Below are 26,750 nucleotides of genomic sequence, written 5' to 3'. Positions count from 1 at the left end.
GGCGGCGCCCCGAAGGAGCGTGCGGCCGCGTCGATGGGCGGCCCGCCGCGCGGACGCGACGGGCCGCGGACCGTCCGCGGCCTCCGGCCGCCGGCAGTTCCCCGTCGCGGTGGTGCTCAGGTGCCCGCGAGGGGCAGCGCCGCCCCGACCAGCTTGCCGCCCGCCGCCGCCTTGTCCAGCGCGTCCCGCAGCAGGTCCTCCCGCGGCTGGCGGCCGATCGACCCCACCGGTGCCGCGAACATCAGCACCTGCTGGTGCTTGTTGGCGGCCGCCCGCCACCCTTCCGTCACCTGGAGCGGCTGGTGCGCCTGCCACCACGCGACCGGCTGGCCGCCGCTCGCCGAGGGCTGGAGCACCGCGTGCAGCTGGCCCATCGCCAGCAGCACCGACCAGCCGTGCTGCACCGGCGGCACCTCGGACAGCTCGGTCAGCGGCATGAAGCCCTGCTCGATGAGGAGCGGCAGGAAGTCGTCGCCGGCGCCCGTCGTGCCGGGGCGCGCGATGGGGGAGGTCGGCTCGACGACCAGGGCCGGGTGCAGCTCTCCCGCGATCAGGACGAGTCCGCTGGTGACGCCCAGCACGGCCTGCTCGGGCACGACCTTCGCGGGGTCCAGGTCGACGGTGTCGCCGCTGATCGAGCGCACGGCCCCCTGGAGCTGCTCCTCGGTCACCTGGACGACCTGGGAGGGCAGGCAGGTGGCGTGGGCGAAGGCGAGGACCGCGGTCTCGTCCCCGATGAACAGGACGGTGCTGGTGCGCTCGTGCTCGGAGTCGCCCGGGGTGCGGCAGGACGTGCAGTCGTAACTGCCCGGGGCGTTCTCTCCGGCGAGCAGCCGGTTGGCTTCTTCGTCGCCGATCTCGGCGCGTACCTCGTCGCTGACGTCGAGCATGCGCGGCACGGGTGACTCCCTCGGAATGCGGTGCGTTGGCGGGGCCGGGTGGCTCCCGGCTCATGAAGAAGACAACGGGCGATCTGTGGCCAGGGTCACGCTGCCCGGTGAACGGAATCGCATCGCCCTGCGCGTACGGTCACGACCTGTGCGGAATCGGACACTCACTGTCAAGTCCGAAGTGCCGTAGGGAAGTTGGTTCCGTGAGGTGGGCCACAGTCCGTCGAGGGCGCAGGTCGACAAATCCTGAAATCGGCGTATGAAGTGGGTGGCTGGATTTCGTTGCTACCGGCGGTAACAGGCAACTGGCCTGGAGCAACGGGATGTTGCTTGATAACGGTTCGTCAAAATCCCTACATTCCTCCGCCGTGTGCACAGAGCACCGCTCGGGTACGTCCGTCGGCCGCGCAGAGCCAGACAGCGCGCAGCACGACCGCCGGCGGACGGGACGGAGCACGACGGCCGCGCGACCGCGCGGACGTTCGCGCCCCGTTCGGGGGGAGCCCGGGTCCGTAGAGAGGGATCTTCATGTCCGAATGTGCCGACAACACCCGCGTCGACCACCGCGTCGACACCCGCGCCGGCAAGGCGCGGACCACGGCTGTCCTCACCGGGGCGGCGCTTCTCGCCCCCCTCGGCCTGCTGGCCGCGACGGGCAACGCCGCGGCGGCGGACAGCGGGGTGTGGGACCGCATCGCCCAGTGCGAGAGCGGCGGCAACTGGCACATCAACACCGGCAACGGCTACTACGGCGGGCTCCAGTTCTCCGCCTCCACCTGGCGCGCGCACGGCGGCACCGCCTACGCCCCCACCGCCGACCGGGCCACCCGGGAGCAGCAGATCTCCGTCGCCACCGAGGTCCAGCGGGCGCAGGGGTGGGGCGCGTGGCCCACCTGCTCGGCGCGCGCCGGGGCGTCCGGCGGCGCACCTGACGCTCCTACGTCCGGCTCGGGCTCCTCGACGTCGTCCGGCGAGACCAAGTCGGGCTCGTCGACGTCGGGTTCGTCGGCATCGGGCTCGACCGGGTCCGGCTCGTCCGCAGGAGGCTCCGGGGAGACGTCGGCGACGGCGTCCGGCCGCTCGGCGGACCGCGCCTCCCGCGGTGGCTCCGGCGGCGACTACACGGTCCGCGCGGGGGACACGCTCAGCACCGTCGCCGCCCGGCACGGCACCACCTGGCAGCGGATCTACGCCGCCAACCGGGCCGCCATCGGCGGAAATCCCGATCTGATCATGCCGGGCCTGCGCCTGAACCTCTGACCCGGCCCCGCGCCGACGGCCCCACCCGGTACGAACCGCCGGGCGGGGCAGCCCGCCGTCGTGCGGGAAGGACGGAGAAGGGCGGAGAAGGGCGGGGAAGGGCGGGGAAGGGCGGGGAAGGGCGGAGAAGGGCGGGGAAGGGCGGGGCGCGGCCGCGCCCCCCCAGGCCCCTTTCCGCCCCCGCGTACGGACCGTGCCCGGGACGGTCAGGACGACCCGCGGGCCTGGTGCTTCTTCGGCTCGGGCTGCGGGATCCCGGCCGCGTACTCCGGGTGGTGCAGGTCGAACGCCGGGGACTCCGAGCGGATCCGGGGCAGCGCGGTGAAGTTGTGCCGGGGCGGCGGGCAGGAGGTCGCCCACTCCAGGGAGCGGCCGTAGCCCCAGGGGTCGTCGACCTCGACCTTCCGGCCGTACTTGGCGGTCTTCCAGACGTTGTAGAGGAACGGCAGCGTCGACAGGCCGAGCAGGAACGCGCCGATCGTGGAGACGGTGTTCAGGGTGGTGAAGCCGTCCGCGGCCAGGTAGTCCGCGTACCGGCGGGGCATGCCCTCCGCGCCCAGCCAGTGCTGCACCAGGAACGTGGTGTGGAAGCCGACGAACAGCGTCCAGAACTGGATCTTGCCGAGCCGCTCGTCGAGGAGCTTGCCGGTGAACTTCGGCCACCAGAAGTAGAACCCCGCGAAGATCGCGAAGACGACGGTGCCGAAGACGACGTAGTGGAAGTGCGCCACCACGAAGTACGAGTCGGTGACGTGGAAGTCCATCGGCGGCGACGCCAGGATCACCCCGGTCAGGCCGCCGAAGAGGAACGTCACCAGGAAGCCCGTCGCCCACAGCATCGGTGTCTCGAAGGACACCGACCCCTTCAGCATGGTGCCGGTCCAGTTGAAGAACTTCACCCCCGTCGGCACCGCGATCAGGAACGACATGAAGGAGAAGAACGGCAGCAGCACGGCGCCGGTCGCGAACATGTGGTGGGCCCACACCACCACCGAGAGGCCGGTGATCGCCATCGTCGCCCCGACCAGCGTGAGGTAGCCGAAGATCGGCTTGCGGCTGAAGACCGGGAGGATCTCCGTGATGATCCCGAAGAACGGCAGCGCGATGATGTACACCTCGGGGTGCCCGAAGAACCAGAAGAGGTGCTGCCACAGCAGCGCGCCGCCGTTGTCCGCCTGGAACACCTGCGAGCCGAACCGCCGGTCCGACTCCAGCACCAGCAGCGCCGCCGCGAGCACCGGGAACGCCATCAGGATCAGGATCGACGTGAACAGCGTGTTCCAGGTGAAGATCGGCATCCGGAACATCGTCATGCCGGGCGCGCGCATCCCGATGATGGTGGCGATGAAGTTGACCGCGCCGAGGATCGTGCCGAACCCGGCCAGTGCCAGGCCCATGATCCACAGGTCCGGGCCGAGGCCGGGGGAGTGGGCGGCGTCGTTGAGCGGCGCGTAGGCGAACCAGCCGAAGGCGGCCGGCCCGTCCGGGATCAGCAGCGAGCCCAGCACGATCAGACCGCCGAACAGGAACAGCCAGTACGAGAGCATGTTCAGCCGGGGGAAGGCCACGTCCGGGGCGCCGATCTGCAACGGCATCAGCTCGTTGGCGAACCCCGCGAAGCTCGGCGTCGCGAAGAGCAGCAGCATGATCGTGCCGTGCAGGGTGAAGAGCTGGTTGAACTGGTCGTTGTCGACGATCTGGAGTCCGGGCCGGGCCAGCTCGGCCCGCATGATCAACGCCATCACCCCACCGACCAGGAAGAACGCGAACGACGTGATGAGGTAGAGGTGCCCGATCTTCTTGTGGTCGGTGGTGGTCAGCCAGTCGACGACCACCCGGCCGCGCCGCCTGGCCCGCACGGCTCGTGCCGTCCCCGGTACGGTCTCCGTCCCCATCCCTAGCCCTTCGCTCGTCGCCCCGGGCCCGCCGCCGCCCGCGCCGCACGGGTGCCCGCCGGTCGCCGCCATGATGCTCGCGCCCCCGCTCGCACCGACAGGGGGCGTGCGGAGGTCGTGTGGGGGAACAGTGCATTTCCTATGGAATGAGAGCTCTCGCGGTGCGGTGCGGGAGGGGAATGGAACGGGTTCCGGGGACGGTTCTCCGGGAACTTTCCGACGGGTTATTCGAGGGGTCCGGACGACACGCGGGAATTACGTTCGAATGCGCGCGGAAGGCGTAGTGAACCGCTCGTACGTGTGACGGACATACACCGAAACGCCTGTCGTGATCCTGTGACAGAAGTGTGACCGGAGTGATCCACATCTCCGTTCCGGGGTTCCGGGGACGGCCTCCTCGGCCTAGCGTGGCGGTATGGCACCGATTCCCGCTCCGCAGGCGGAGCCCCAGGACGATCCGGACGGATATGTCGGCCTCGAGGCGGCGCGCGCCGAGCGGCTCGCCCGGGAACGGGGGTGGTCGACCGTGCGCTCGCTGGAGCCCGGGACGGTCATCACCATGGAGTACCGGGTGGGCCGGCTGAACTTCGAGGTGCGGGGCGGGCGCGTCAGCCGGGCCTGGAAGGGCTGAGAGAGGTCCGGCGGGGTTTCCGTCGCGCCTCCACCGTGTCCCTTCGCAGGCCTGCCGCGTCCGCCGCGCCGCGACGACGAGGGCCCCGGCTCCTGGGGGACAGGAGCCGGGGCCCTCGGGGTGCGGAGCGGGGCGGGTCTGTGCGTACCGGGAAGCCCCGCGGCCGGTCAGCCGCCGGTCAGCGGGCGGGCCGTGGACGTGGTCGTACCGCGCGGCAGCCGGTCGGCGTGCGGTGGGCGGCGGCTGCCGACGGGGGTGACCGGGGTGCGCTCCGAGCGGACCGTGTGCGGGCCGGGGGCGAGGTAGACCGGCGTCCGCGGGGAGCGGGCCGCGGTGGTCTCGTCCTGGGCCGCGGCGCGCGGCTTGAGCGGTACGGGCACCGGGACCGGGGCGGGCACGGGCACCGGACCGGCGCTGCGGTCGCGCCAGTGGTCGCGCAGGGCGAGGACCCATGCCTCGGCGCGGGCGATCAGCGGCTCGAACCAGGGCAGTGCCAGCAGGATCAGCAGACCGGCGGCCCAGCCGAGGACCACGTCGCTCAGCCAGTGCGTACCGAGGTAGACCGTGGCCAGCCCGACGCCGAGGGAGGTGACCGCGGAGAGGGCGGACAGCCAGCGGCGGGCTCTCGGCGTGGAGGCCAGATAGGCCAGGATTCCCCAGGTCACGACCGCGTTGGCGGTGTGGCCGCTGGGGAATATATCGCCGCCCAGACCCATCTCGTTCGAGCCGATGGTGGTGGCGTAGTGCGGTCCGAGGCGGCCCATGCCGATCTTCGCGGCGCCGACGGTGACGTTCAGCAGCAGCAGTGAGGTGCCGAGGGTGAGGAGCGGGCGCAGGGTGTGCTGGCGCCAGGATCTCCAGCCGAGCCAGGCGGCCACCATCACGGCGGTCGGGCCGCGCTGGCCGAGGACCACGTAGTAGTCGACGAACCAGTGGATTTCCGACCACTGCTGGTAGGGCCGGAAGAACATGACCTGCCAGTCGAGGCGGACCAGCCACGAGGTGATCACCACGAGCCACACGATCGCCAGGTAGAAGGCGAAGGTCGCGGCGAACAGCGCGACCCGGTGCCTGCTCATCCTCGGCACGTCGATGTGGGTCGGCCGTTCCGGCTCGCGGTCCAGCCTGGCGAACACCCGGTCCAGACGGGTGAGGTTTTGTTCGGTACGCACCCAATCGACGTTACAGCGAGTGAGCTCAGTTCTCGGCCGAATCCACGGGTTTGTGATGACGATGTGATGTGGGATTGCTCTCAGGGCGGCCCTTATTCCTCCGGATTCCGCAATCCGCCCGTGCCGTTCCCTTCAATTCCTTTGATCATTCTGGGGGGTAGTTTTAGGGAACTTATGAATGGGTTCACCGAATGGCGGCCCCTCCATTCACTGCGCGCTCACTGACGGTACGGAGTCGATCATGGGGGACCGGAGCCGTTCAGCCACCACGCCCCGTAGAGCGCCGACGCCACCGCGAGACCCGTCACCACCAGCGCGGACCGCGGCGCCCGCCACCGGGCGAGGGTCAGGGCGAGGGGGAAGAGCAGGGGGAACGCGGGCAGCAGCAGACGGGGTTTCGAGCCGAAGTAACTCGACGCGCACAGCGCGAGCGCCAGGACCGCACCCGTGTACACCAGCAGCGGAAGCGGCTGGCGCTGCCGTAGGCAGACGGCGTACAGCAGGAGGAGCAGGGCCACGCCGGCGATCAGTGCCAGCCCGGCGGCGGCCGATGGAATTGACGTGAACTTGTCCATGATGAAGAGGGCGAAGGCGTACCCGCCGTCGAAGCCGTTGCGCCAGCCCGCCTGGACGTCGAGATAGCCGAGGGGGCCCCGGCCGGTGCGGTGGCCCACCCAGAGGACGTAGCCGGCCGTCCCGAGGGGGGCGAGGAGAAGACCGAGGGCGCGTCTCGTCCTATGTGCGCCCCTGATGGTGCGTTCACGCTGGGTGAGGGGGTGGGGGGAAGGCCGAGGGGCGCGCACCTCCATACGCGCGCTCTCCACAAGCTCCGCGCTCCGGTGTCCCCCGAACGAGAGCGCACCGGCCGTCCACACCGCCGCGACCACGGCGAGCCCCACCGGCCGGGTCAGGCCCGCCAGCGCCGCCAGCACGCCCGTGCTCACCCAGCGGCCGGTGAGCACCGCGTACAGCGACCAGGCGGCGAGCGCGGTGAACAGCGACTCGCTGTACGCCATCGACTGCACCACCCCGACCGGCAGCACCGCCCAGAGCAGCACCGCGCAGACGCCCGCCCGGCGCCCGTACCGCAGGTCGGCGACCGCGAAGATCCCCCAGGCCGCGGCGAGCGAGGCGACCAGGGAGACGACGAGACCGGCCGCGGCGTACGACAGCGGCGTCACCGCGTGCAGCAGGCGCTCCAGCCACGGCAGCAGCGGGAAGAAGGCCAGGTCGGAGTGCACGTCACCGTGGGGCAGACGCACCTCGTAGCCGTACCCCAGCTCGGCGACCCGCGTGTACCACAGCGCGTCCCAGCGTGCCGTCAACAACGTGTACGCGCTCTTGTCCCGCGCGGCGCTCCACACGGCGAGGGCGAGCAGCCCCAGGGCGCGGACGGCCGCGTACCCCGCCAGGGCCGGGGCCGCCCGGCGCAGGGCCGCGGAGCCGGGGAGCGCCCCGCGCGTTCCAAGATCGGTCACGGGCCCGATTATCGGCCGGGCGCGCCGGGGCGGGGCGCGCCGGGACGCCCGGGACGCTGGAAAGAGTGGTGTACGCCACACGGGTTGCCCGGAGGTCTGAGAGGTCCGCCACGTGGACGAGCCACGAACTCGCGTACGCTGCGTGTCTCTCGCCGTTCGTCCGCGCGCGGGCCGGGGGACACCGCTTCCCTCCGGCCGCGTCGCGGGGAGTCCCCGCCCCGCGAGCCCGCCGAACCCGAGGAACACCTGGGAGGTACGTACATGTCCGGGACGACCACGGCCGCCGTCGGGCTGCGCCGTCGGGCGGCCGGGGCCGGTGCCAACCGCTGGATCGTGCTCGTGGTCCTGTGCGTCAGCCTGCTCCTGGTCGCCGTCGACGCGACCGTGCTGCACGTCGCGGTGCCCGCCGTCACCGAGGACCTCCGGCCCGGGGCCATCGAATTGCTCTGGATCGTCGACACCTATCCGCTGGTCTGCGCCTCGCTGCTGATCCTCTTCGGCACGCTCGGTGACAAGGTGGGCCGCAGACGCGTGCTGCTGCTCGGATACGGCCTGTTCGGCGTCGCCTCCGCGCTGGCCGCGCTCGCGGGGAGCGCCGAGGTGCTCATCGCGGCGCGGGCGCTCCTCGGGGTCGGCGGCGCGATGATCATGCCGGCGACGCTGTCGATCCTGCGGCAGGTCTTCCCCGACCGGCGGGAGCGGGCGGTCGCGATAGGCGTCTGGAGCGCGGTGGCCGCGGTCGGCGCGGCGGTGGGGCCGCTGCTCGGGGGCTTCCTGCTGGAGCACTTCTGGTGGGGTTCGGTCTTCCTGGTCAACATTCCGCTGATGCTGGTCAGCCTGCCGGTGGGGCGCCTGCTGCTGCCGGAGTCGCGCGGTACGGGGGACGGGCCGTGGGACGTCGTCGGCGCGCTGATGGCCGCCGTCGGCCTGTTCTGCGTCGTGCTGGGCGTGAAGCGGCTGGGCGGCGGGGAGGCCGACGTGCTCACCGCGGTGCCGCTGCTCGCGGGCGCCACGCTGCTGACGCTGTTCGTACGGCGGCAGCGGCGGCGCGCGCATCCCCTGGTGGACCTGCGGATGTTCGCCCGGCCGGCGTTCAGCACGTCGGTGGGGTGCATCGTGCTGGCGATGCTGGCGCTGGTGGGTCTGGAGCTGATCGCGGCGCAGTACCTGCAACTGGTGCTGGGGCTGTCCCCGCTCCAGACCGGGCTGCGGCTGCTGCCGCTGACCGTCGCGGCGATGGCGGCGGGGCTGGCCGGGGCGCGGCTGCTGCGGCGGTTCGGGCCGCGGCGGATGGTGTGCGGCGGGTTCTGCCTCACGGCGGCCGCGGTGGTGACGCTGACCGCGATGGGCGGCACGGACGACGCGGGGCTGCTGCTGTTCGGGTTCGTGCTGCTCGGTCTCGGGCTGGAGACGACGCTGTTCGGGGCGTACGAGTCGATGCTGAGCGAGGCCCCGCCGGAGCGGGCCGGCGGGGCGGCCGCGATCGGGGAGACCTCGTACCAGCTGGGGGCCGGGATCGGGATCGCCCTGCTGGGCAGCGTCATGAACGCGGCGTACGCGCCCGGGCTGTCCTCGGTGCCGGGGGTGCCGGCCGCGGACTCCGCCGCGGCGGGGCATTCGCTCGGCGAGGCGTACGAGGTGGCCGGCCGGCTCGGGGGAGCGGCGGGCGACGCCCTGCGGCGCACGGCCCGGGACTGCTTCGTGCACGGGCTGCACGTCACGCTGCTGGTGAGCGCGGGACTGCTGTTGCTGGGGGCGGTGATGGCGCTGCGGTTGCCGCGGGCCATGCAGGACGAGACCCCGCCGGTGGAGCTGCCCGGCCCCCGGGAGGCCGCGGAGGCCCGCGTCACGGCGTGACGCCCGGGGGAGAACGCCGTAACGTGGGGCGCCGGAGTCCGTGACTAGCGGTGCTAGTTTTCCTGTTCCGGAGGGTTCGATGTCCGTTTCCGCCCTGCCCCCGTTCGACCCCGCCGACCCGCTCGGCCTCGACGACCTGCTGACGGACGAGGACCGCGCCGTCCGGGACACCGTGCGGGCGTGGGCCGCGGACCGGGTGCTGCCGCACGTGGCCGGGTGGTACGAGACGGGTGAACTGCCCGTGATCCGGGAGCTGGCGCGTGAACTCGGCGGCATGGGCGCCCTCGGGATGTCGCTCGAGGGGTACGGGTGCGCCGGGGCGAGCGCCGTGCAGTACGGGCTGGCGTGTCTGGAGCTGGAGGCCGCCGACTCCGGGATCCGGTCGCTGGTCTCGGTGCAGGGGTCCCTCGCCATGTACGCCGTGCACCGCTTCGGCAGTGAGGAGCAGAAGCGGACGTGGCTGCCGCGGATGGCCTCCGGCGAGGTCATCGGGTGCTTCGGGCTGACCGAGCCCGATCACGGGTCCGACCCCGGCTCCATGAGGACGTACGCCAAGCGGGACGGCTCCGACTGGATCCTCACCGGGCGGAAGATGTGGATCACCAACGGGTCCGTCGCCGGCGTCGCCGTGGTGTGGGCCCGGACCGAGGAAGGGGTCCGGGGCTTCGTCGTGCCCACCGGCGTCCCGGGTTTCTCCGCGCCCGAGATCAAGCACAAGTGGTCCCTGCGGGCCAGTGTCACCAGCGAGCTGGTGCTCGACGACGTGCGGCTGCCCGCCGACGCGGTCCTGCCCGGGGTCGTCGGGCTGAAGGGCCCGCTCAGCTGTCTGTCGCACGCCCGCTACGGGATCGTGTGGGGGGCGATGGGCGCGGCGCGCGCCTGCTTCGAGACCGCCGTCGCGTACGCGCGGACGCGGGAGCAGTTCGGGCGGCCGATCGGGGGGTTCCAGCTCACCCAGGCCAAGCTCGCCGACATGGCGGTCGAACTGCACAAGGGGATCCTGCTCGCCCATCACCTGGGGCGGCGGATGGACGCCGGCCGCCTGCGTCCCGAGCAGGTCAGCTTCGGCAAGCTCAACAACGTACGGGAGGCGATCGAGATCTGCCGGACGGCGCGGACGGTCCTGGGCGCCAACGGGATCTCCCTGGAGTACCCCGTCATGCGGCACGCGACCAACCTGGAGTCGGTCCTCACCTACGAGGGCACCGTCGAGATGCACCAGCTCGTGCTGGGCAAGGCGCTCACCGGACTCGACGCCTTCCGCTGACCCCCGGGGGGGGCAGGGCCGGTGACGGCCCTGCCTCAGCTCTGGTTGAAGAAGCCGTCCGTGCGGCGCGCGGCCGGGTCGCCGTTGACGATCTCCGTGTCGGCCGGGGTGAGAAGGAACACACGGGTCGACACCCGCTCGATCGAACCGCGCAGACCGAAGATCAGCCCGGCCGCGAAGTCGACCACGCGCTTGGCGTCGCCGGCCTCCATGGCCGTCAGGTTCATGATGACCGGGACCCCGTCGCGGAACAGCTCGCCGATCACCCGCGCGTCCCGGAAGCCGTCCGGGGTCACCGTGCCGATCCGCCGGCCCTTCTCCTGGGCCGTGTCGGCGGCGACCCTCACCCGGGGGTCGGTGACCCAGGCGTCCCCGGAGTCGGTCCCCTCGGCATAGTCGTCGTCGTAGTAACGCTCGTCATCGTTGTCGTCGACGAGGCCAAGCCAGGCACTCGCCTTGCGTACCGATCCCATGGACGCCTCCTCTCACAGCGGTCTTTCTTCCGTTCCGCTTCCCCATGGTCGTCCATGATGCGGATGTCGCGCCAAGTGGATAGACGCCGCGCGGGGGGTTTGTGACGGTACTGGTGCACAGCCGATCCGTCGAGAGTCCGTGTGCCCCAAGGGTCCCGTCCCACACGGCTGCTGACTGAGAGTGAAATATGATTCTTCGCGGCGTACGAGTGAGGAGCGGGCCGTGCGAGTGAATCGGGCGGGCCGCTCCGGTGTGATGATCCGTCGATACGATGCGGCGGCGCGCTGCGGTTCACGGTGGATCTCCGCAGGTCGTCGCAGCTCAACGTCGTACGGACCACGGGGGGATCGTCGTGTTCGGAATCGTCAGGCCGTGCCGTCACCGGCTCGGTGAGGGACTCAGGACCCAGTGGATGGCACATCTGTGCGGGCTGTGCCTCGCGCTGCGGCGGGACCACGGACAGTTCGCGCGGGTCGTCACCAACTACGACGGGCTGCTGATATCCGTCCTGACGGAGGCTCAGGCCGTCGGCCGGGACGGCGGAGGACGGCGCACGGCCGGGCCGTGCCCGCTGCGCGGGATGCGGAGCGCGTCCGTCGCACAGGGCGAGGGCGCGCGGCTCGCGGCCGCCGTCTCGCTGGTGCTGGCCTCCGCCAAGGTGCGCGACCACGTCGCCGACGGCGACGGCTGGCTGGCCCGGCGGCCGGTGGCGCTCGCCGCGCGCCGGGTCGCCACGAGCTGGGGCGCGGCGGGCGCCCGCGGCGGGTCCGCGGTCGGGTTCGACACCGCCGTCCTCGTCGACGCCGTCGACCGGCAGGTCGGCCTCGAGGCGCTCGCCGGGCCCGGCACGCCGATCCTGACGGTCACCGAGCCGACCGAGACCGCGACGGCCGCGGCCTTCGCGCACACCGCGGTCCTGGCCGGACGGCCGGGCAACGCCGAACCCCTCGCCGAGGCCGGGCGCCTCTTCGGACGGCTCGCGCACCTCCTGGACGCCGTCGAGGACAGGGAGGCCGACGCCGCGGCGGGGGCGTGGAACCCGCTCGCCGCGACCGGGACGCCGATCGAGGAGGCCCGGCGGCTCGCCGACGACGCCGTGCACGGCATCCGGCTCGCCCTGCGCGAGGCCGAGTTCGGCGACGCGAAGCTGGCCCATGTGCTGCTCGTGCACGAGCTGCGCGCCTCCGTCGACCGCGCCTTCGGCACCACCTCGTGCGGGCACCCGGCGCAGCGGTACGGGCCCCCGCCGGGCAACCCGTACGCGCCCTCCGGCCCCGGAGGCCCGCCCGCGCCCCCGCAGCCGCCGCACCGCGACCGGCGCGGCCTCCTCGCCGGCTGCCTGGTCTGGGCAGGGCTCGCCTGCACGTGCCAGATGTGCTGCGGCGAGTACGACGACCCGTGGACGCGGGAACGCAAAGAGGGGTACTGCTCGCGCTGCGACGACTGCTCCGACTGCTGCGAGTGCTGTGACTGCTGCGGGAACTGCGGTGACGGCTGCTGCGGTGACGGCTGTTGCTGCGACGGCTGCGGGTGTGACTGTTAGACGGCTGCGGGTGTGACAGGGCCCAGGGTAACGGGAAGAGGGGACGGCGATCGCCGGGTCCCGGGTCCCGGGGCCTGGGACCCGGGTGCCGGGCGCCGGGTGAGTTCCGGGCGCCCGGCCGCGTCCTCGCCGGGGCCGCGGGGGTTCGGCGCGTACGCTCATGACGCCCAAGTCGCTCAGCCCGTTCGAAGACTGACGGCCGAAAGGTGCCCTTGCGCCGACCGGCCGTTCGGCCGAATACTCCCCCTCAGCGCTTGTCAGGGGCACGGCGTGTCCGGAATCCGGACGCCCGGGCCGACCTTTGACTGCGCCTCACGGGCCCCGACCCCACGCGGGCCCCCGACTTCCCCTGGGAGGGAACGAAACGTGAGGATCAAGCGCACCACCCCCACCAGCGGCATCACGAGACGGACCCGGCTGACCGCCGTCGCCACCGGACTCGTGGCCGCGGCGGCCGTCGCCATGCCCCACGCGAGTGCGGCCGACGCCACCCCGTTCAGTGCCGCCGAACTCAAGAGCGCCGGCGCCTCGGTGCTCGAGGCCGACGTCCCGGGCACCGCCTGGGCGGTCGACAGCAAGACCAACCGCCTCGTCGTCACCGTCGACAGCACGGTGTCCCAGGCCGAGATCGCGAAGATCAAGGAGCAGGCCGGCGCCAACGCCGACGCTCTGACGATCAAGCGCACCGAGGGCACGTTCCGGAAGTACATCGCGGGCGGCGACGCCATCTACGCGAGCAGCTGGCGCTGTTCCCTCGGCTTCAACGTCGTCGACAGCTCCGGCAACTACTACTTCCTGACGGCCGGTCACTGCACCGACGGCGCGGGCACGTGGTGGTCCAACTCCTCCCACACCACCACGCTCGGCACCACGGCGGGCTCCAGCTTCCCGACGAACGACTACGGCATCGTCCGGTACACCAACACGTCGGTCACCAAGTCGGGCACCGCCGGCAACACGGACATCACCAGCGCGGGCACCCCGAGCGTGGGCACCACGGTCTACCGCGACGGCTCGACCACCGGCATCCACAGCGGCCGCGTCACCGCCCTGAACGCGACGGTCAACTACGGCAGCGGCGACATCGTCTACGGCATGATCCAGACCACGGTCTGCGCCGAGGCCGGTGACTCCGGCGGTTCGCTGTACGGCACCAACGGCGTGGCCTACGGTCTGACCTCCGGCGGCAGCGGCGACTGCACCTCCGGCGGCACGACCTTCTTCCAGCCCGTGGTGGAGGCCCTGAACGCCTACGGGGTCAGCGTCTTCTGATCCCGGCGCCGCCCAGGTGTGCGCCCGGGACGCCACCGGTCGGCAGGTGAGCCCCCGCGCGCGACGGCGCGCGGGGGCTCCCCCCTGCCCCGAACGGTCTGTCGCAGCGCACGACGGCGCCCTCGGTGACGCCGCGAGCACCGGCGACATCGCGTCAGGTCCGGACCTGATCACCCGGTGTCCGGTGCGCCACGCGTGGCGTTTGCAGTGCGAACCGCCCGGCGCGAGGGGGGTGGTGAAAGCGCGTGGGGCGCGCTGTGGTCACCGTGTGCGCGTCGGCAAGGCGACCTTGTGTGCTCCCTGGGGGGTTCGGGAGAGTGGGCGCGCCCGTCGCCCCGGTCCCTCCGGCCCGCGGCGGTCCCCACGACCATCCGGGCCGACCCCCGCAGGAGGACGCGAGTTGAAGTACCGACGCATGTCCGGACGGCGGGCCGTCCTCACGGGAGCGGGCGTCGCCGCCTTCGTCGTCGCGGGAGTCACCTTCCGGACTGCGAACGCGAGCGAGGCCGCGGACCCTCCCGCGCCCCGGCCGCTCTCCGCCCCGGCGGCCGGAAAGCTCGCCTCGGCCCTCGGCGCGGACCTCGGCGCCGACGCGGCCGGCAGCTACTACGACGCCAGGAGCGGGACCCTCGTGGTGAACGTGCTCGACGAGGCCGCGGCCAGGACCGTCGAGGCGGCCGGCGCGAGGGCCAGACGCGTCGAGAACTCCCTCGCCGAGCTGCGCGGCGCCCGTACGGCGCTCCGGAAGCACGCGGCCGTCCCCGGCACCTCCTGGGTGACCGACCCGACCGCCAACGAGGTCGTCGTCACCGCCGACCGCACGGTCTCCGACGCCGAGTGGGCCCGGCTCGCCCAGGTCGTCGAGGGCCTCGGCCCCACGGCACGGCTCCGGCGCAGCCGGGGGGAGTTCACGCCCTTCGTCGCCGGAGGCGACGCCGTCACGGGCGGCGGTGGTCGCTGCTCGCTCGGCTTCAACGTGGTCAAGGACGGCGAGCCGTACTTCCTGACCGCCGGTCACTGCACCGAGTCCGCCTCGACCTGGTCGGACTCCTCCGGCACCGTCATCGGCACGACCGAGGCCTCCGGCTTCCCCGGCGACGACTACGGCCTCGTCAAGTACACCGCCGACGTCCCCCACCCCAGCGAGGTGAACCTCCACGACGGCTCGGCGCAGGTGATCACGGGCGCCGCCGAGGCCACCGTCGGCATGAGCGTCACCCGCAGCGGCTCGACGACCCAGGTGCACTCCGGCACGGTCACCGGCCTGGACGCCACCGTGAACTACGGCAACGGCGACATCGTCGACGGCCTCGTCCAGACCGACGTCTGCGCCGAGCCCGGCGACAGCGGCGGCCCCCTCTTCTCCGGCGGCAGCGCGATCGGCCTCACCTCCGGCGGCAGCGGCGACTGCGCCTCGGGCGGGGAGACGTTCTTCCAGCCGGTGACCGAGGCGCTGTCGGAGACGGGCACCCGGATCGGCTGACGGCGGCCTCACCCGGCCCGACGGCGTCCACCCCGGCGGGGAGAGGCCGCGGGAGGTGCCGGTTCCGGTGATGGGGGCGGCGGTGGCCGGTGTCATGTCCGCGCGGCCCGGGACGGCGGGCGTTCGCGCAGGTGGGCGGTGCCCGAACGGCTGTCGTACATGTGTTCGGGAATTGGTCTATGGTGGGGGTGAGGCGGTTTTGAACTGATGTTCGATAGCGGGAGGTGTGGATGCCGGACTTCACGCATCTGCACACCGTCTCCGGGTTCTCCCTGCGCCACGGCGCCTCGCACCCGGAGCGGCTGGCCGAGCGCGCCTGCGAACGCGGCATGGACGCCCTCGCCCTCACCGACCGCGACACCCTCGCCGGCACGGTCCGCTTCGCCAAGGCCTGCGCGAAGGCGGGCGTGCGGCCGTTGTTCGGGGTGGATCTGGCGGTGGCGCTCCCCGAGCCGGTCCGCGGGGACGGGGCCGTACGGCGGGAGAGGCGCCGCACCCCGGTGCGCGGAGGCGCCTTCGTCGACGAGTCGGCCCCCCGCGTCACCTTCCTCGCCCGGGACGGCGCCCGGGGCTGGGCCGGTCTGTGCCGGCTCGTCACCGCCGCCCACACCGCGGCGGACACCCCCCTGCTGTCCTGGGCGGACCAGCACGGCGACGGCCTGACCGTCCTGCTCGGCCCCGACTCCGACGTCGGCCGGGCCCTCGCCGCCGGCCGCCCGGACCGCGCCGCGCGGCTCCTCGCCCCCTGGCGGGAGGTCCACGGCGACGCCCTGCGGCTGGAGGCCGTCTGGCACGGCCGTACCGGCACCGGGCCCGGCTCCCTGCGCCTGGCCGCCCGTACCGTCGGCTTCGCCGCCGAACAGCGGATCCGCCCGGTGCTCAGCAACGCCGTCCGGTACGCCGACCCGGGCCAGGGTCCGGTCGCCGACGTCCTGGACGCCGCCCGCCGCCTGGTGCCGATCGACCCGGCCGGGGAACGGGACTCCGGCGAGGCCTGGCTGAAGGACCCGGACGCCATGCTGCGGGCCGCCGAGCGGATCGTGGAGGCCGCCGGCTTCCGGCGCGAGGCCGCCCACCGCCTGCTGGAGCAGACCCGGGCGACGGCCGCCGAGTGCCTGGTGGACCCCGAGGACGACCTCGGCATCGGCACCGTCCACTTCCCCGAGCCGCACCTCGTCGGCGCCGGACGCCGGACCGCCCAGCGGGCGCTGGCCTCGCGGGCGGCGGCGGGGATGGTGCTGCGCGGCTACGCCGGGCGGCGCGCGTACTGGGAGCGGATGCACCGCGAGCTGGACATCATCGCCCACCACGGCTTCGCCTCCTACTTCCTGACGGTCGCCCAGGTCGTGGACGACGTCCGGGAGATGGGCATCCGGGTCGCCGCGCGCGGCTCCGGCGCCGGCTCCCTGGTCAACCACCTCCTCGGTATCGCGCACGCGGACCCGGTCGAGCACGGGCTGCTGATGGAGCGCTTCCTGTCCAAGGAGCGGGTGGTGCTGCCCGACATCGACATCGACGTGGAGTCCGCCCGCCGGCTGGAGGTCTACTGGGCGATCATCGGCCGGTTCGGCGCCGAACGGGTCGCGACGGTCGCGATGCCGGAGACGTACCGGGTCCGCCACGCGATCCGGGACGTCGGCGCGGCCCTGTCCATGGACCCCGCCGAGATCGACCGGCTCGCCAAGTCCTTCCCGCACATCCGGGCGCGCGACGCCCGCGCGGCGCTGGAGGAGCTGCCCGAACTCAGGACGCTCGCCGAGCGGAAGGAGACGTACGGGCGGCTGTGGGAGCTGGTCGAGGCCCTCGACGCCCTGCCGCGCGGTGTCGCCATGCACCCCTGCGGGGTTCTGCTCTCCGACGCCTCCCTGCTCGCCCGTACGCCGGTGGTGCCGACCAGCGGCGAGGGCCTGCCCATGTCCCAGTTCGACAAGGACGACGTGGAGGACCTCGGACTGCTCAAGCTGGACGTGCTGGGCGTGCGGATGCAGTCGGCGATGGCGCACGCGGTCGCGGAGGTGCGGCGGGCGACGGGCGACGGGGTCGACCTGGACGCCCTGCCGCCGGGCGACCCGGCGACGTACCGGCTCATCCGGTCCACCGAGACGCTGGGCTGCTTCCAGATCGAGTCGCCGGGCCAGCGCGACCTGGTCGGGCGGCTCCAGCCGAGCACCTTCCACGACCTGGTCGTCGACATCTCGCTGTTCCGGCCGGGGCCGGTCGCCGCCGACATGGTGCGGCCGTTCATCGCGGCGCGGCACGGGCGGGCGCCGGTGCGGTACCCGCACCCGGACCTGGAGGGGCCGCTGAAGGAGACGTACGGGGTCGTCGTCTTCCACGAGCAGGTCATCGACATCGTCGCCGTCATGACGGGGTGCGGCCGGGGCGAGGCGGACCGGGTGCGGCGCGGGCTGTCCGACCCGGAGTCGCAGGGGCGGATCAAGGTCTGGTTCGCACAGCGCGCGGCGGCGAACGGCTATGACGCGGAAACGATTCAGCGGACCTGGGGGATCGTCGAGGCCTTCGGCTCGTACGGCTTCTGCAAGGCGCACGCGGTGGCCTTCGCCGTCCCGACGTACCAGTCGGCGTGGCTGAAGGCGCACCACCCGGCCGCCTTCTACGCGGGGCTGCTCACGCACGACCCCGGGATGTACCCGAAGCGGCTGCTGCTGGCGGACGCACGGCGGCGCGGGGTGCCGGTCCTGCCGTTGGACGTGAACCGGTCGGGAGCCGCCCACCGGATCGAACTGGTGTCTGAATCCAGGGAGTCCGGGAAGTCCGGGAACTCCAGGGAGTCCATGGGGACTTCGGGGAACTCCGGCCGGTGGGGCCTGCGGCTGGCGCTCTCCGACGTGCACGGCATCAGCGAGGCCGAGGCGCGGCGGATCGAGGACGGACAGCCGTACGCCTCGCTGCTCGACTTCTGGGAACGGGCCCGGCCCAGCCGGCCGCTCGCGCAGCGCCTCGCGCAGGTGGGCGCGCTGGACGACTTCGGCGCCAACCGGCGCGACCTCCAACTGCACCTGACCGAGCTGCACCGCGGCTCCCGGGGCGCGGGCGGCGGCCAGCTCCCGCTGGCCGGCGGGCGCGGGACGGCCCCGGCGGGGCTGCCCGACCTCACCTCGGAGGAGCGGCTCAGCGCCGAGCTGGGCGTGCTGTCCATGGACGCCTCGCGCAATCTGATGGACGACCACCGGGAGTTCCTGCGCGAACTGGGCGTGGTGTCGGCGCGCCGGCTGCGCGAGGCGCGGCACGGCGGGACGGTGCTGGTCGCGGGTGCCAAGGCGGCCACCCAGACCCCGCCGATCCGCTCCGGCAGACGGGTCATCTTCACCACCCTGGACGACGGCACCGGCCTGGTCGACCTGGCCTTCTTCGACGACTCCCACGACGCCTGCGCCCACACCGTGTTCCACTCCTGGCTGCTGCTGGTGCGCGGGGTGGTGCAGCGGCGCGGCCCGCGCAGCCTCAGCGTGGTGGGAGCCGCCGCCTGGAACCTCGCCGAGCTGCTGGAGATACGGCGGGAGGAGGGGCTGGAGGGCGTCGCGGCCCGGCTCGCCGAACCGGCCGGCCCCGCGCCCGCCGACGGCTCCATGGCGGTTGACGGTTCCATGGCGGCCGACGGCTCCGCGCCCGCCGGGGGCTCCGCGCCCGCCGGGGGCTCCGCGCCCGCCGGTGCCGACGGCCCGGCGCGCAGGCGGCTCGCCGGTTCCGACGGGCTGCCCGCGCCGGCCGGGTCCGCGGCCCAGGACGCGATGGAGCGGCGGCACCTCCGCATGCCCACGGGGTACCGGATGCACCCCTGGGCCGATCTGCGCCCCGCGGGCGAAGGGCCCGCGGTGGGAAGGAAGTTGTGGCACCAGAGTCCGGGGAGTGCGGGATGACCATCCTCTGCGTACGTTTCCAGCTGCCGCCGACGCACGAGACCGCCCTGCCGGGGCTGCTCGGGCTCCTGGAGGACTTCACCCCGGTCGTCGAGGCGCTGCCGCCGGACGGGGCGCTGGCCGATCTGCGGGGCGCCGAACGCTACTTCGGGCGCGACGCCGTCGAGCTGGCCTCGGTGATCCGCGTCCGCGCCCTCGCGCTGCACGGGGTCGACTGCGCGATCGGCGCCGGACCGGGCCCGATGCTGGCCCGCATGGCGATGCGGGAGGCCCGGCCCGGCGTGACGTGCGCCGTGCCCGAGGAGGCGGTGCGGGAGTTCCTCGCCGCAAGGCCCGTCGTCGCCCTGCCCGGCATCGGCACCGCGACCGCCCGCACCCTGTGCGAGTACGGCCTCGACACCCTCGGCCGGGTCGCCGCCGCGCCCCTGTCCACGCTCCAGCGGCTGGTCGGGGCGAGGGCGGGCCGGGACCTGCACGAGCGGGCGAACGGCGTCGACCGGGGCCGGGTCGTCCCCGACGGCGTCTCACTCCCCCACTCTCGGCTTCGCTCGAGCGGGGGGACCCCCATCCTGGCCACCGAACGCCCCTTCACCCACGACGAGCTGGACCCCGACCGGCACCGTCGCGCCCTGCTCTCGGCCGCCGGGGAACTCGGCTCCCGGCTGCGCGCCCTGGACAAGGTCTGCCGCACCCTCACCCTCACCGTGCGCTACGCCGACCGTTCTTCCACCACCCGCACCCGCACCCTGCGGGAGCCGACCGCCCACTCGCCGGAGCTCACCCGGACCGCGTACGACCTCTACGAGGCGCTCGGCCTCCAGCGCGCCCGCGTCCGCGCGCTAGCCCTGCGGGCCGAGGGCCTCACCCCCGCCGAACAGGCCACCCACCAGCTCACTTTCGACCCGGTGGACGAGAAGGCCCGCCGCATCGAGGAGGTCGCCGACCGCGCACGGGCGAAGTTCGGCCCGAGAGCGGTGACACTGGGGACGCTGGCGGCGTGAGCTGGGCGGCGGGGTAGCCGGTTCCGGGTGATGTGAGCCCGTTGGCGGGAGGCCGGCCATGGGGGACATGAGCCCGCCGGCGGGTGGCCGGGCCATGGGCGATGTGAGCTCGCCGGCGGGGAGGCCGGCTCGGGGGACGCGATCCCGTCCCGGCCCGGTGTACGGCACCCCCGGGTGCCGGCGAGCGGCCGGTCACCGGGGGCGTCCGGCCGGGGCCTGACCGGCCTGAGCCGCCGTTCAGGCCCCGGAGTCCGTGCGCTCAGCGGCTGTGGCGGGCGCCGCTCACCGCGCGCCGGCGGACCGATGCGAAGAGCACGGCCGCGCCCAGCGCGAGGACGCCTGCGCCCCCGACCGCGATGTACGGCGTGCTGCTGTCGCCGCCGGTCTCGGCGAGGCTCGTGGCGCTGCCGGCGGCCTTCGGGCGGTTGGCACCGCCGGCCGCGGCGGTCCGCGACGCCTCGCTCGCGGGCGTGGCGTCCGTCGTCGTGGTGGCGTCCTGGTCGCCGTGGCCGTGGTGCTCGATCGTCGACTTGTCGGCACCGGCCTCGATCTGCTCGTCGGAGGGGGCGGACGCCTCGGGCGCGGCACTGCCGTCCTGCTCGGCGGTGTCGCCGCTTCCGGTGTCGGTGTCGGTGTCTCCGGTGCCGGTGCCGGTGTCGCTCTCTCCCGTGGCGCCGGTGCCGCTGTCCCCGCCGAACGCGACGTCCGAGCAGGAGTAGAACGCCTCGGGGCTGTCCGAGCGCTGCCACACCGCGTACAGCACGTGCCGGCCCGAGCGCTCGGGCAGGGCGCCGGAGAACGTGTAGAAGCCGTCCGCCGCGACCGGGTCGGTGACCGTCGCCACCGGGTTCTCCAGGTCCAGGTCGGACCAGGCCAGCGGCTGCGCCGGGTCGTAGCCGGCCTGGGTGAGGTACACCGTGAAGGTGCCCTTGTGCTGGGCGGTCACCCGGTACTTGAAGGTGTACGAGCCGGCGCTCACGCTCGTCGCCGGCCAGTCGGTGCGGGCCAGGTCGAGGCCCTTGAACTCGTCGTTGTTCGCGCTGCACAGCTTGCCGTCCGGGATCACCTCCTGGTGGCGGCCGCCGGCGTCGCCGACGCGGATGCCGTTCCAGTCGTACAGCGCCTGCGTCCCGCCGGCCGCGACAGCCGCCTTGCAGGCGTCCGACGTCGGGCTCTCGGGGCCTTCCGCGTAGCACTGGGAGACCCGGCTGACGGGGTCCCCCATCGAGCCGTGCGCGGCCGCGGGTGCGGCGGACAGCCCGGTCAGGGCCAGGGGGGTCAGGCCGAGGGCGGCGACGGCGGCGGCCTTGCGGCGTGCGGACATGGAGGTCTCCTAGGAACCGGTGCTGATGTGTGCCGGAACCAAAGAAACCGTGAAAACACCTGCTGGGGGCGGTCGCGGGCGATCTTTAGGGTCGCCTTAAGGAAGCGCTCAGGCTGGGATCAGGTACGGGGCGGACGCGCCGGCCCGAGACGCGCCCGGGACGGGCGGCCGGGGCGGCGCTACCCGTCCGGCCACCAGGTGCGGGCGATGTCCTTGCGCACCTCGGAGCGGCCGGAGGGGCGCTCGTCGGTCTCCTCGCGGATCCGGCGCGAGTCGTTCTTCTTCAGGGGCTTCTGCACGGTCGTGCGGCGCATGGCTGCCTCCTCGGGGCGCTACCGAGTTCCGTGGTTTCACGGAGATAGACCCGTTAGGGGAGAGTTCCTCATCGCCACCTGTTCTGTCAGTGGCGGCTGTCACGATTCGATTGTCAGTGGTGGGTGTCACCCTTGGGGCATGGCAAACCGGAGTGACGGGACGACTTCGCTGTGTGTCGACTGGGACGCGGCGGCCGCCGCCTTCGACCAGGAGCCCGACCACGGCCTGCGCGACCCCGACGTGCGCGCCGCCTGGGCGGGGCGGCTGCGCGGCTGGCTGCCGGGGACCCCGGGTGACCTGATCGACCTCGGCTGCGGCACGGGCAGCCTGTCGCTCCTCGCCGCCGAGCAGGGACACCGCGTCACCGGGGTCGACCTCTCACCGGCCATGGCCGACCGGGCCCGGGCCAAGCTCGCCGGACGCGCCGCGGTGATCCTCCTCGGCGACGCGGCGGCGCCCCCGGTCGGGGACCGGCGCTTCGACACCGTCCTCGTCCGGCACGTGCTGTGGGCCCTGCCCGACCCGGCCCGCGCCCTGCGCCACTGGTGCGGACTGCTGCGCCCCGGAGGGCGGCTCGTGCTGGTCGAGGGCGTGTGGGGCGCCGTCGCCCCCGTCGGCATACCCGCGGACCGTCTCACCGCCCTGCTGGCGCCGCTCACCGGGCACGCGCGCGTGGAGCGGCTCTCCGACGCGCCGGAGCTGTGGGGGAAGGACGTACGGGACGAGCGGTACGCGGTGGTGGCGACGGTGTGACGCCCTCACGCCGGTCGGCGCGACGCCGCACGCCTCACGCCCGACGGCGCGACGCCGTACGCCCCACGGCGTGACGCTCTCGCACCGGACGAGGTGGCGCCCTCACGCCAGCAGCGACTCCAGGCCGCCCTCGGCGCCGGCGGACGCCTCCAGGGCGTCGAGGGCGGCGAGGGCGGCGGCCGCGGCCCCGGGATCCCGCTCGGCCAGCCCGCTCTCCGCGAACTCGTCCTCGTCCAGCCGCCGTACGTCGCTGCCGTCGGCGGAGCACCACAGGTCCAGGTCGAGGTCCTCGACGACCAGGTCGGAGCCGGTGAGCGTGGCGGGGCGGGTGACGTCGCAGTACCAGCCCTTCAGCGCCCCCGACGCGGCGCGGACCTCCTTCACCGAGTACCAGCGGTCGCGCCAGTAGTACTCCGTGAAGACGTCGCCCGGCTCGAACCGCACGAAGCCGAAGTCCCTTACGCCGTCGCCCGCCCAGGCGGCCCGGACGGCGATCCTGGTGCCGTCGTCGGACAGCAGCCCGGCGGGGTAGCGGATCTTCGTCCGGCCGCCCTTGACGAGGACGACGTCCACCCGGCCCGGGGAGCCGGCGGGGTCAGTCGAGTTCGCGGACATACCGCACCTCCGTTGCGCAGATCTCGTATCCGAACCACCGGTTGACGGCGAGCATCGGACCGTTCCCGGTGTCGTTGCCGGTGTACGCCTCCCGGTACCCGGCGGCGCGGGCGCGGTGCAGCGAGGCGTTCTTCACGAACTTGGCCAGCCCCCGGCCGCGGAAGGCGCGGGCCGTGCCGGTCATGCCGGAGACGTAGCGGGTCGCGCCGTCCGCGCGGGCCGCGGTGAACGCGACGGGACGGCCGTCGACGACGGCGACCGTGGTCAGGCCGGGATCGAGGAGCGGATGCCCCCAGGTCTCCTCGATCCACGCCTCGTAGTCGGTGAGCTCGGCGCCGACGTCGCCCGGTTCGTCCGCGGTCGTCTCCGCGTCGAGTTCGAACAGCGGGCGGGGATCGCCGGCGAAGTCGGCTGCGGTGCGCAGCTCGACGCCGGGCGGCGGGTCCTGGAGCGGCGGCAGCGTGCCGTGCGCCAGGTCCAGGCGGAGGAAGTGCGCGGAGCGGCTCGCCCGGTAGCCGCGCCGCTCGGCGAAACCGCGGTGCTCCGGCTCGTCCAGCACCCAGGCGAACACCCTGGCCGCGCCGTGCGCGGCCAGGTGCTCCTCGCCCGCGCGGGCCAGGAGCGCCCCGGCGCCCCGGCGCGTGCGCCCGGGGTGCACGTACACGTTGAGGAAGCCCTGGCCGGGCTCCGGGCTGTCGTGGGCGAGGCCGGCGTCGGCCGTGCCGACGATCTCGCCGTCCGCCTCGGCGACCAGCCGCCGTAAGCGGGCCGCGGGGCGGGCGTGGGCGAGGTCGTGGAGCACGGACCGCGGGGTGGACACCAGGGCGGGCAGGGCCAGTCGCCTGACCCGGACGTAGCCCTCGGCGTCCGCCGGCACTTCGGGGGCAGGTCGCGCACGCTGACGGTCATGGGGCGCAGGCTAGGCGGGGAAACCTCCGGTGCGCCTCCCCTTTTCCGGCGGGTGCGGGACAATCGGGTCCGTGACCTTGAAGATCCACATCGCTGAGGGGGCCGCTCCGTACGAGCAGGTGCGGGCCCAGATCGCCGAGCAGGCCCGGTCCGGCGAGCTGCCCGTGGGCCACCGGCTGCCGACCGTCCGGGGCCTCGCCGAGTCGTTGGGGCTGGCGGCCAACACGGTGGCCAAGGCCTACCGGGCCCTGGAGGCGGACGGCGTGATCGAGACACGCGGCCGCCATGGCACGTACGTCGCCGCCGCGGGTTCGGCGGCGGCGCGCGAGGTGGCCGCTGCCGCGGGGGCCTACGGGGAACGGGCGCGGCGGCTGGGGCTCACCCAGGACGAGGCGCTGGCCGCGGTCCGGGACGCCCTGCGGGCCGCCTACCAGGAGTGATGGACGGGGAGGGGAGCCTGCCCCACGCGTGCGGCGCCTGCCGCGTGTGCGGCGCCTGCCGCGTGTGCGGCGCCTGCCGCGTGTGCGGGGGTGTGCCGGTCCGGCGGGCGGCCGCGGGTGCGTCGTGGCCGGTCGCGCAGTTCCCCGCGCCCCTGAGTGGGTGACCTGGACCGGGGGCAGGGATGCGGGGCTGAGTGGGTGATCTGGGCCGGGGCAGGGGTGCGGGGCTGGGTGGGTGATCTGGGCCGGGGCAGGGGTGCGGGGCTGGGTGGGTGATCTGGGCCGGGGCGGGGGTGCGGGGCGCGGGTGTCACCGGTGGGTGAGGGACGTGGGGTCGGGGACGCGGGTCGGTCGCAGGCCCGCCCGCTCCGCCGTCCGGCCGAACATGACCGCGTTCCGCACGGCCGCGCCCCCGGGGTCGTTGTTGAAGTACGCGTACACCTCGGCGTCGCTCGGCCAGGTCGTCGCCACGCGGTCGAGCCAGGTCTCCAGGGCACGGCGGCCGTAGTGCGGCGAGGGGTGGGCGCGGCCCTGGTGGAAGCGGACGTAGCCCCAGCCGGTGGTCCGCCACAGCGGGCTGACCGGGCGGGAGAGGACATCGGCCCAGCACAGGGCCGCGCCCCGGGACTCCAGGACCTCGCGGACCGCGGGTGTCCACCAGGAGTCGTGGCGGGGTTCGACGGCGACCCGGGTCCCGGGCGGGAAGCACGTCAGGCAGGTGTCCAGCAGTCCCGGGTCGGCGCGCAGGGTCGGGGGCAGCTGGAGCAGCACCGGGCCGAGCCGGGAGCCGAGGCCGGCCGCGTGGCTCATCAGCCGCTGCACCGGCTCCTCGGGCTCCCGTAGCCGTTTGATGTGGGTCAGATAGCGGCTGGCCTTGACCGCGACGACGAAGTCCGGCGGCACGCGCTCGCCCCAGGACGCGAAGGTCTCCCGCGAGGGCAGCCGGTAGAAGGCGTTGTTGATCTCGACGGTGGCGAACCGTGCCGCGTACTCCTCCAGCCACCGCCGCACGGGGACGTCGGCCGGGTACAGGACGTCCTTCCAGTCCTTGTACTGCCACCCCGACGTGCCGACGAACAGGGTCATGGATCCATCAAAGCACTACAGGTACAGCCCCGCGTCCGCCCCGCCCCGCGGCTCCGGCAGCGAGGTCGGGGAGGTGCCCCGCCGCAGCGCGTACAGCTCCGCCAGGGTCGCGCCCTCCCGGCCGACCCCCTCGTCCGTGCCGAGCCAGTCCACCGCCTCCGGGCGGGTCAGCGGGCCGACCTCGATCCGGGCCAGGCAGCGGCCCGGCCGGACCACCGCCGGGTGCAGACGCTCCAGGTCCTCGTTGGTGGTCACCCCCACCAGGACGTTGCGGCCCTGGCCCAGCAACCCGTCGGTCAGGTTCAGCAGCCGCGACAGCGCCTGGCCGGCGGTGTGCTTGGCCTCGCCGCGGATCAGCTCGTCGCAGTCCTCCAGGAGCAGCAGCCGCCACCGTCCCTTGCCGGTGCCGTCCTCCTCGCCGATCGCGATGTCCATCAGATAGCCGACGTCGGAGAACAGGCGCTCGGGGTCCAGGACGCAGTCCACCTGGCACCAGTCGCGCCAGGAGCGGGCCAGGGTGCGCAGCGCCGAGGTCTTGCCGGTGCCGGGCGGGCCGTGCAGGAGCAGCAGCCGGCCGGCGATGTCGTCCGGGGTCGTCCCCATCAGACGGTCCATCGCCTCGGCGACGGGGGCCGTGTAGTTGGGGCGGATCTCGTCCCAGGTGCCCGCGGAGATCTGCCGGGTGGTGCGGTGCGGGCCGCGCCTCGGGGAGACGTACCAGAAGCCCATGGTCACGTTCTCCGGCTGGGGTTCGGGCTCGTCCGCCGCGCCGTCGGTGGCCGCGTTGAGCACCTTCGTGGCCAGTTCGGCGCTGGTCGCGGTGACCGTGACGTCGGCGCCGCGGTTCCAGCGGGAGACCAGCAGGGTCCAGCCGTCGCCCTCGGCGAGCGTCGCGCTGCGGTCGTCGTCCCGGGCGACGCGCAGCACGCGTGCGTCCGGCGGGATCAGGTTCGCGCCGGAGCGCACGCGGTCGATGTTCGCGGCGTGCGAGTACGGCTGCTCGCCCGTCGCGAACCGGCCGAGGAACAGCGCGTCGACGACATCGGACGGGGAGTCGGAGTCGTCGACGGTGAGCCGGATCGGCAGGGCGTCGTGTGGGTGCGCGGACATGCCGCCATGATCCGGCACACGGGGCCCGCGCGCACCGGGTTTCCGCACTGCGCGGCGGTGTGTCGGAGGTGGCTACAGCATTTCTGACGGTTTC

At 73.6% G+C, this 26,750-nt stretch carries 21 protein-coding genes and 1 pseudogene; 11 read left to right on the top strand and 11 right to left on the bottom strand.

Annotated elements, in window-relative coordinates; translation table 11 throughout:
• Nucleotides 1-116 precede the first annotated feature (116 nt).
• Nucleotides 117-899, bottom strand: coding sequence for a hypothetical protein (locus ACFYWQ_RS28085; RefSeq protein ID WP_389520014.1), 783 nt, complete (start codon nt 897-899; stop codon nt 117-119).
• 519 nt (nt 900-1,418) lie between these two features.
• On the opposite strand from ACFYWQ_RS28085, the gene ACFYWQ_RS28080 reads away from it, so the two are divergent.
• Entirely contained in the window at nt 1,419-2,150 is a 732-nt protein-coding gene (locus ACFYWQ_RS28080) for a transglycosylase family protein (protein ID WP_389520012.1), read from the top strand.
• 206 nt (nt 2,151-2,356) lie between these two features.
• Here the strand turns inward: ACFYWQ_RS28080 and ctaD are convergent, their stop codons facing one another.
• Nucleotides 2,357-4,045 (bottom strand): cytochrome c oxidase subunit I, encoded by a 1,689-nt coding sequence (ctaD, locus tag ACFYWQ_RS28075; RefSeq protein WP_389520010.1) that lies wholly within the window; start codon nt 4,043-4,045, stop codon nt 2,357-2,359.
• Nucleotides 4,046-4,460: 415 nt separating this feature from the next.
• Between ctaD and ACFYWQ_RS28070 the strand changes: the two genes are divergently transcribed.
• Nucleotides 4,461-4,676 (top strand): I78 family peptidase inhibitor, encoded by a 216-nt coding sequence (locus ACFYWQ_RS28070; protein ID WP_389520008.1) that lies wholly within the window; start codon nt 4,461-4,463, stop codon nt 4,674-4,676.
• Nucleotides 4,677-4,843: 167 nt separating this feature from the next.
• Here ACFYWQ_RS28070 and ACFYWQ_RS28065 read toward each other — a convergent pair whose 3' ends face one another.
• On the bottom strand, nt 4,844-5,848 hold the full coding sequence (locus tag ACFYWQ_RS28065; RefSeq protein WP_389520007.1) for a phosphatase PAP2 family protein: 1,005 nt from the start codon (nt 5,846-5,848) through the stop codon (nt 4,844-4,846).
• Nucleotides 5,849-6,087: 239 nt separating this feature from the next.
• Nucleotides 6,088-7,326, bottom strand: coding sequence for a mannosyltransferase family protein (locus tag ACFYWQ_RS28060; RefSeq protein WP_389520005.1), 1,239 nt, complete (start codon nt 7,324-7,326; stop codon nt 6,088-6,090).
• A gap of 261 nt (nt 7,327-7,587) precedes the next feature.
• Here ACFYWQ_RS28060 and ACFYWQ_RS28055 point away from each other — a divergent pair, with 261 nt between their 5' ends.
• Both ACFYWQ_RS28055 and ACFYWQ_RS28050 read left to right on the top strand, forming a co-directional pair.
• Nucleotides 7,588-9,183: an MFS transporter gene (locus ACFYWQ_RS28055; RefSeq protein WP_389520004.1), complete on the top strand. Its 1,596-nt coding sequence runs from the start codon at nt 7,588-7,590 to the stop codon at nt 9,181-9,183.
• Nucleotides 9,184-9,262: 79 nt separating this feature from the next.
• A complete protein-coding gene (locus ACFYWQ_RS28050) occupies nt 9,263-10,450 on the top strand; it encodes an acyl-CoA dehydrogenase family protein (protein WP_389520003.1) in 1,188 nt (395 codons plus the stop codon).
• 35 nt (nt 10,451-10,485) lie between these two features.
• Here ACFYWQ_RS28050 and ACFYWQ_RS28045 read toward each other — a convergent pair whose 3' ends face one another.
• On the bottom strand, nt 10,486-10,923 hold the full coding sequence (locus ACFYWQ_RS28045; protein WP_389520001.1) for a cell division protein SepF: 438 nt from the start codon (nt 10,921-10,923) through the stop codon (nt 10,486-10,488).
• 353 nt (nt 10,924-11,276) lie between these two features.
• On the opposite strand from ACFYWQ_RS28045, the gene ACFYWQ_RS28040 reads away from it, so the two are divergent.
• From ACFYWQ_RS28040 to ACFYWQ_RS28020, 5 genes are all read left to right on the top strand, one after another.
• Nucleotides 11,277-12,467: a DUF5685 family protein gene (locus ACFYWQ_RS28040; protein WP_389520000.1), complete on the top strand. Its 1,191-nt coding sequence runs from the start codon at nt 11,277-11,279 to the stop codon at nt 12,465-12,467.
• A 366-nt stretch (nt 12,468-12,833) separates the two neighbouring features.
• Complete coding sequence (locus tag ACFYWQ_RS28035) at nt 12,834-13,739, top strand: S1 family peptidase (protein ID WP_389519998.1); 906 nt, start codon at nt 12,834-12,836, stop codon at nt 13,737-13,739.
• A 400-nt stretch (nt 13,740-14,139) separates the two neighbouring features.
• On the top strand, nt 14,140-15,222 hold the full coding sequence (locus ACFYWQ_RS28030; RefSeq protein WP_389519997.1) for a S1 family peptidase: 1,083 nt from the start codon (nt 14,140-14,142) through the stop codon (nt 15,220-15,222).
• 230 nt (nt 15,223-15,452) lie between these two features.
• The gene (locus ACFYWQ_RS28025; protein WP_389519995.1) at nt 15,453-19,103 is read left to right on the top strand and encodes a DNA polymerase III subunit alpha; all 3,651 of its coding nucleotides are present in this window, start codon (nt 15,453-15,455) and stop codon (nt 19,101-19,103) included.
• A complete protein-coding gene (locus tag ACFYWQ_RS28020) occupies nt 19,100-20,104 on the top strand; it encodes a hypothetical protein (RefSeq protein WP_389519994.1) in 1,005 nt (334 codons plus the stop codon). Before ACFYWQ_RS28025 ends, ACFYWQ_RS28020 begins: the two co-directional genes overlap by 4 nt.
• 259 nt (nt 20,105-20,363) lie before the next feature.
• Here ACFYWQ_RS28020 and ACFYWQ_RS28015 read toward each other — a convergent pair whose 3' ends face one another.
• Nucleotides 20,364-21,428 carry a lytic polysaccharide monooxygenase gene (locus tag ACFYWQ_RS28015; RefSeq protein ID WP_389519992.1) on the bottom strand — a complete coding sequence of 355 codons (1,065 nt, stop codon included), beginning with the start codon at nt 21,426-21,428 and terminating at the stop codon, nt 20,364-20,366.
• Nucleotides 21,429-21,607: 179 nt separating this feature from the next.
• A complete protein-coding gene (locus ACFYWQ_RS28010) occupies nt 21,608-21,742 on the bottom strand; it encodes a hypothetical protein (protein ID WP_389519991.1) in 135 nt (44 codons plus the stop codon).
• 139 nt (nt 21,743-21,881) lie between these two features.
• Between ACFYWQ_RS28010 and ACFYWQ_RS28005 the strand changes: the two genes are divergently transcribed.
• Complete coding sequence (locus ACFYWQ_RS28005) at nt 21,882-22,496, top strand: class I SAM-dependent methyltransferase (RefSeq protein WP_389519989.1); 615 nt, start codon at nt 21,882-21,884, stop codon at nt 22,494-22,496.
• A gap of 102 nt (nt 22,497-22,598) precedes the next feature.
• On the opposite strand, the gene ACFYWQ_RS28000 is transcribed toward ACFYWQ_RS28005, so the two are convergent.
• Together ACFYWQ_RS28000 and ACFYWQ_RS27995 are read right to left on the bottom strand one after the other, a co-directional pair.
• Entirely contained in the window at nt 22,599-23,111 is a 513-nt protein-coding gene (locus ACFYWQ_RS28000) for a DUF402 domain-containing protein (RefSeq protein ID WP_389519988.1), read from the bottom strand.
• A pseudogene (locus ACFYWQ_RS27995) lies at nt 23,092-24,020 on the bottom strand (GNAT family N-acetyltransferase). Before ACFYWQ_RS27995 ends, ACFYWQ_RS28000 begins: the two are co-directional and overlap by 20 nt.
• A 71-nt stretch (nt 24,021-24,091) precedes the next feature.
• Between ACFYWQ_RS27995 and ACFYWQ_RS27990 the strand changes: the two are divergent.
• A complete protein-coding gene (locus tag ACFYWQ_RS27990; protein WP_389519987.1) occupies nt 24,092-24,460 on the top strand; it encodes a GntR family transcriptional regulator in 369 nt (122 codons plus the stop codon).
• A gap of 309 nt (nt 24,461-24,769) precedes the next feature.
• On the opposite strand, the gene ACFYWQ_RS27985 is transcribed toward ACFYWQ_RS27990, so the two are convergent.
• Both ACFYWQ_RS27985 and ACFYWQ_RS27980 read right to left on the bottom strand, forming a co-directional pair.
• The gene (locus ACFYWQ_RS27985; RefSeq protein ID WP_389519986.1) at nt 24,770-25,546 is read right to left on the bottom strand and encodes a DUF72 domain-containing protein; all 777 of its coding nucleotides are present in this window, start codon (nt 25,544-25,546) and stop codon (nt 24,770-24,772) included.
• A gap of 15 nt (nt 25,547-25,561) precedes the next feature.
• Nucleotides 25,562-26,656, bottom strand: coding sequence for a DUF5925 domain-containing protein (locus ACFYWQ_RS27980; RefSeq protein WP_389519984.1), 1,095 nt, complete (start codon nt 26,654-26,656; stop codon nt 25,562-25,564).
• Nucleotides 26,657-26,750 lie beyond the last annotated feature (94 nt).

Source organism: Streptomyces sp. NPDC003247, assembly GCF_042888135.1.
In the GTDB taxonomy this organism is placed as follows: Bacteria; Actinomycetota; Actinomycetes; order Streptomycetales; family Streptomycetaceae; genus Streptomyces.
This window is presented reverse-complemented; position numbering and strand designations above follow the sequence as displayed.

Excerpts from the sequence above, each read along its gene's own strand:
- ACFYWQ_RS28020 (WP_389519994.1), top strand. The coding sequence starts at position 19,100 with ATGACCATCCTCTGCGTACGTTTCCAGCTGCCGCCGACGCACGAGACC.
- ACFYWQ_RS28005 (WP_389519989.1), top strand. The coding sequence starts at position 21,882 with ATGGCAAACCGGAGTGACGGGACGACTTCGCTGTGTGTCGACTGGGAC.
- ACFYWQ_RS28055 (WP_389520004.1), top strand. The coding sequence starts at position 7,588 with ATGTCCGGGACGACCACGGCCGCCGTCGGGCTGCGCCGTCGGGCGGCC.
- ACFYWQ_RS28015 (WP_389519992.1), bottom strand. The coding sequence starts at position 21,428 with ATGTCCGCACGCCGCAAGGCCGCCGCCGTCGCCGCCCTCGGCCTGACC.
- ctaD (WP_389520010.1), bottom strand. The coding sequence starts at position 4,045 with ATGGGGACGGAGACCGTACCGGGGACGGCACGAGCCGTGCGGGCCAGG.
- ACFYWQ_RS28070 (WP_389520008.1), top strand. The coding sequence starts at position 4,461 with ATGGCACCGATTCCCGCTCCGCAGGCGGAGCCCCAGGACGATCCGGAC.
- ACFYWQ_RS28050 (WP_389520003.1), top strand. The coding sequence starts at position 9,263 with ATGTCCGTTTCCGCCCTGCCCCCGTTCGACCCCGCCGACCCGCTCGGC.
- ACFYWQ_RS28000 (WP_389519988.1), bottom strand. The coding sequence starts at position 23,111 with ATGTCCGCGAACTCGACTGACCCCGCCGGCTCCCCGGGCCGGGTGGAC.
- ACFYWQ_RS28080 (WP_389520012.1), top strand. The coding sequence starts at position 1,419 with ATGTCCGAATGTGCCGACAACACCCGCGTCGACCACCGCGTCGACACC.
- ACFYWQ_RS27980 (WP_389519984.1), bottom strand. The coding sequence starts at position 26,656 with ATGTCCGCGCACCCACACGACGCCCTGCCGATCCGGCTCACCGTCGAC.
- ACFYWQ_RS27985 (WP_389519986.1), bottom strand. The coding sequence starts at position 25,546 with ATGACCCTGTTCGTCGGCACGTCGGGGTGGCAGTACAAGGACTGGAAG.
- ACFYWQ_RS28045 (WP_389520001.1), bottom strand. The coding sequence starts at position 10,923 with ATGGGATCGGTACGCAAGGCGAGTGCCTGGCTTGGCCTCGTCGACGAC.
- ACFYWQ_RS28010 (WP_389519991.1), bottom strand. The coding sequence starts at position 21,742 with ATGCGCCGCACGACCGTGCAGAAGCCCCTGAAGAAGAACGACTCGCGC.
- ACFYWQ_RS28025 (WP_389519995.1), top strand. The coding sequence starts at position 15,453 with ATGCCGGACTTCACGCATCTGCACACCGTCTCCGGGTTCTCCCTGCGC.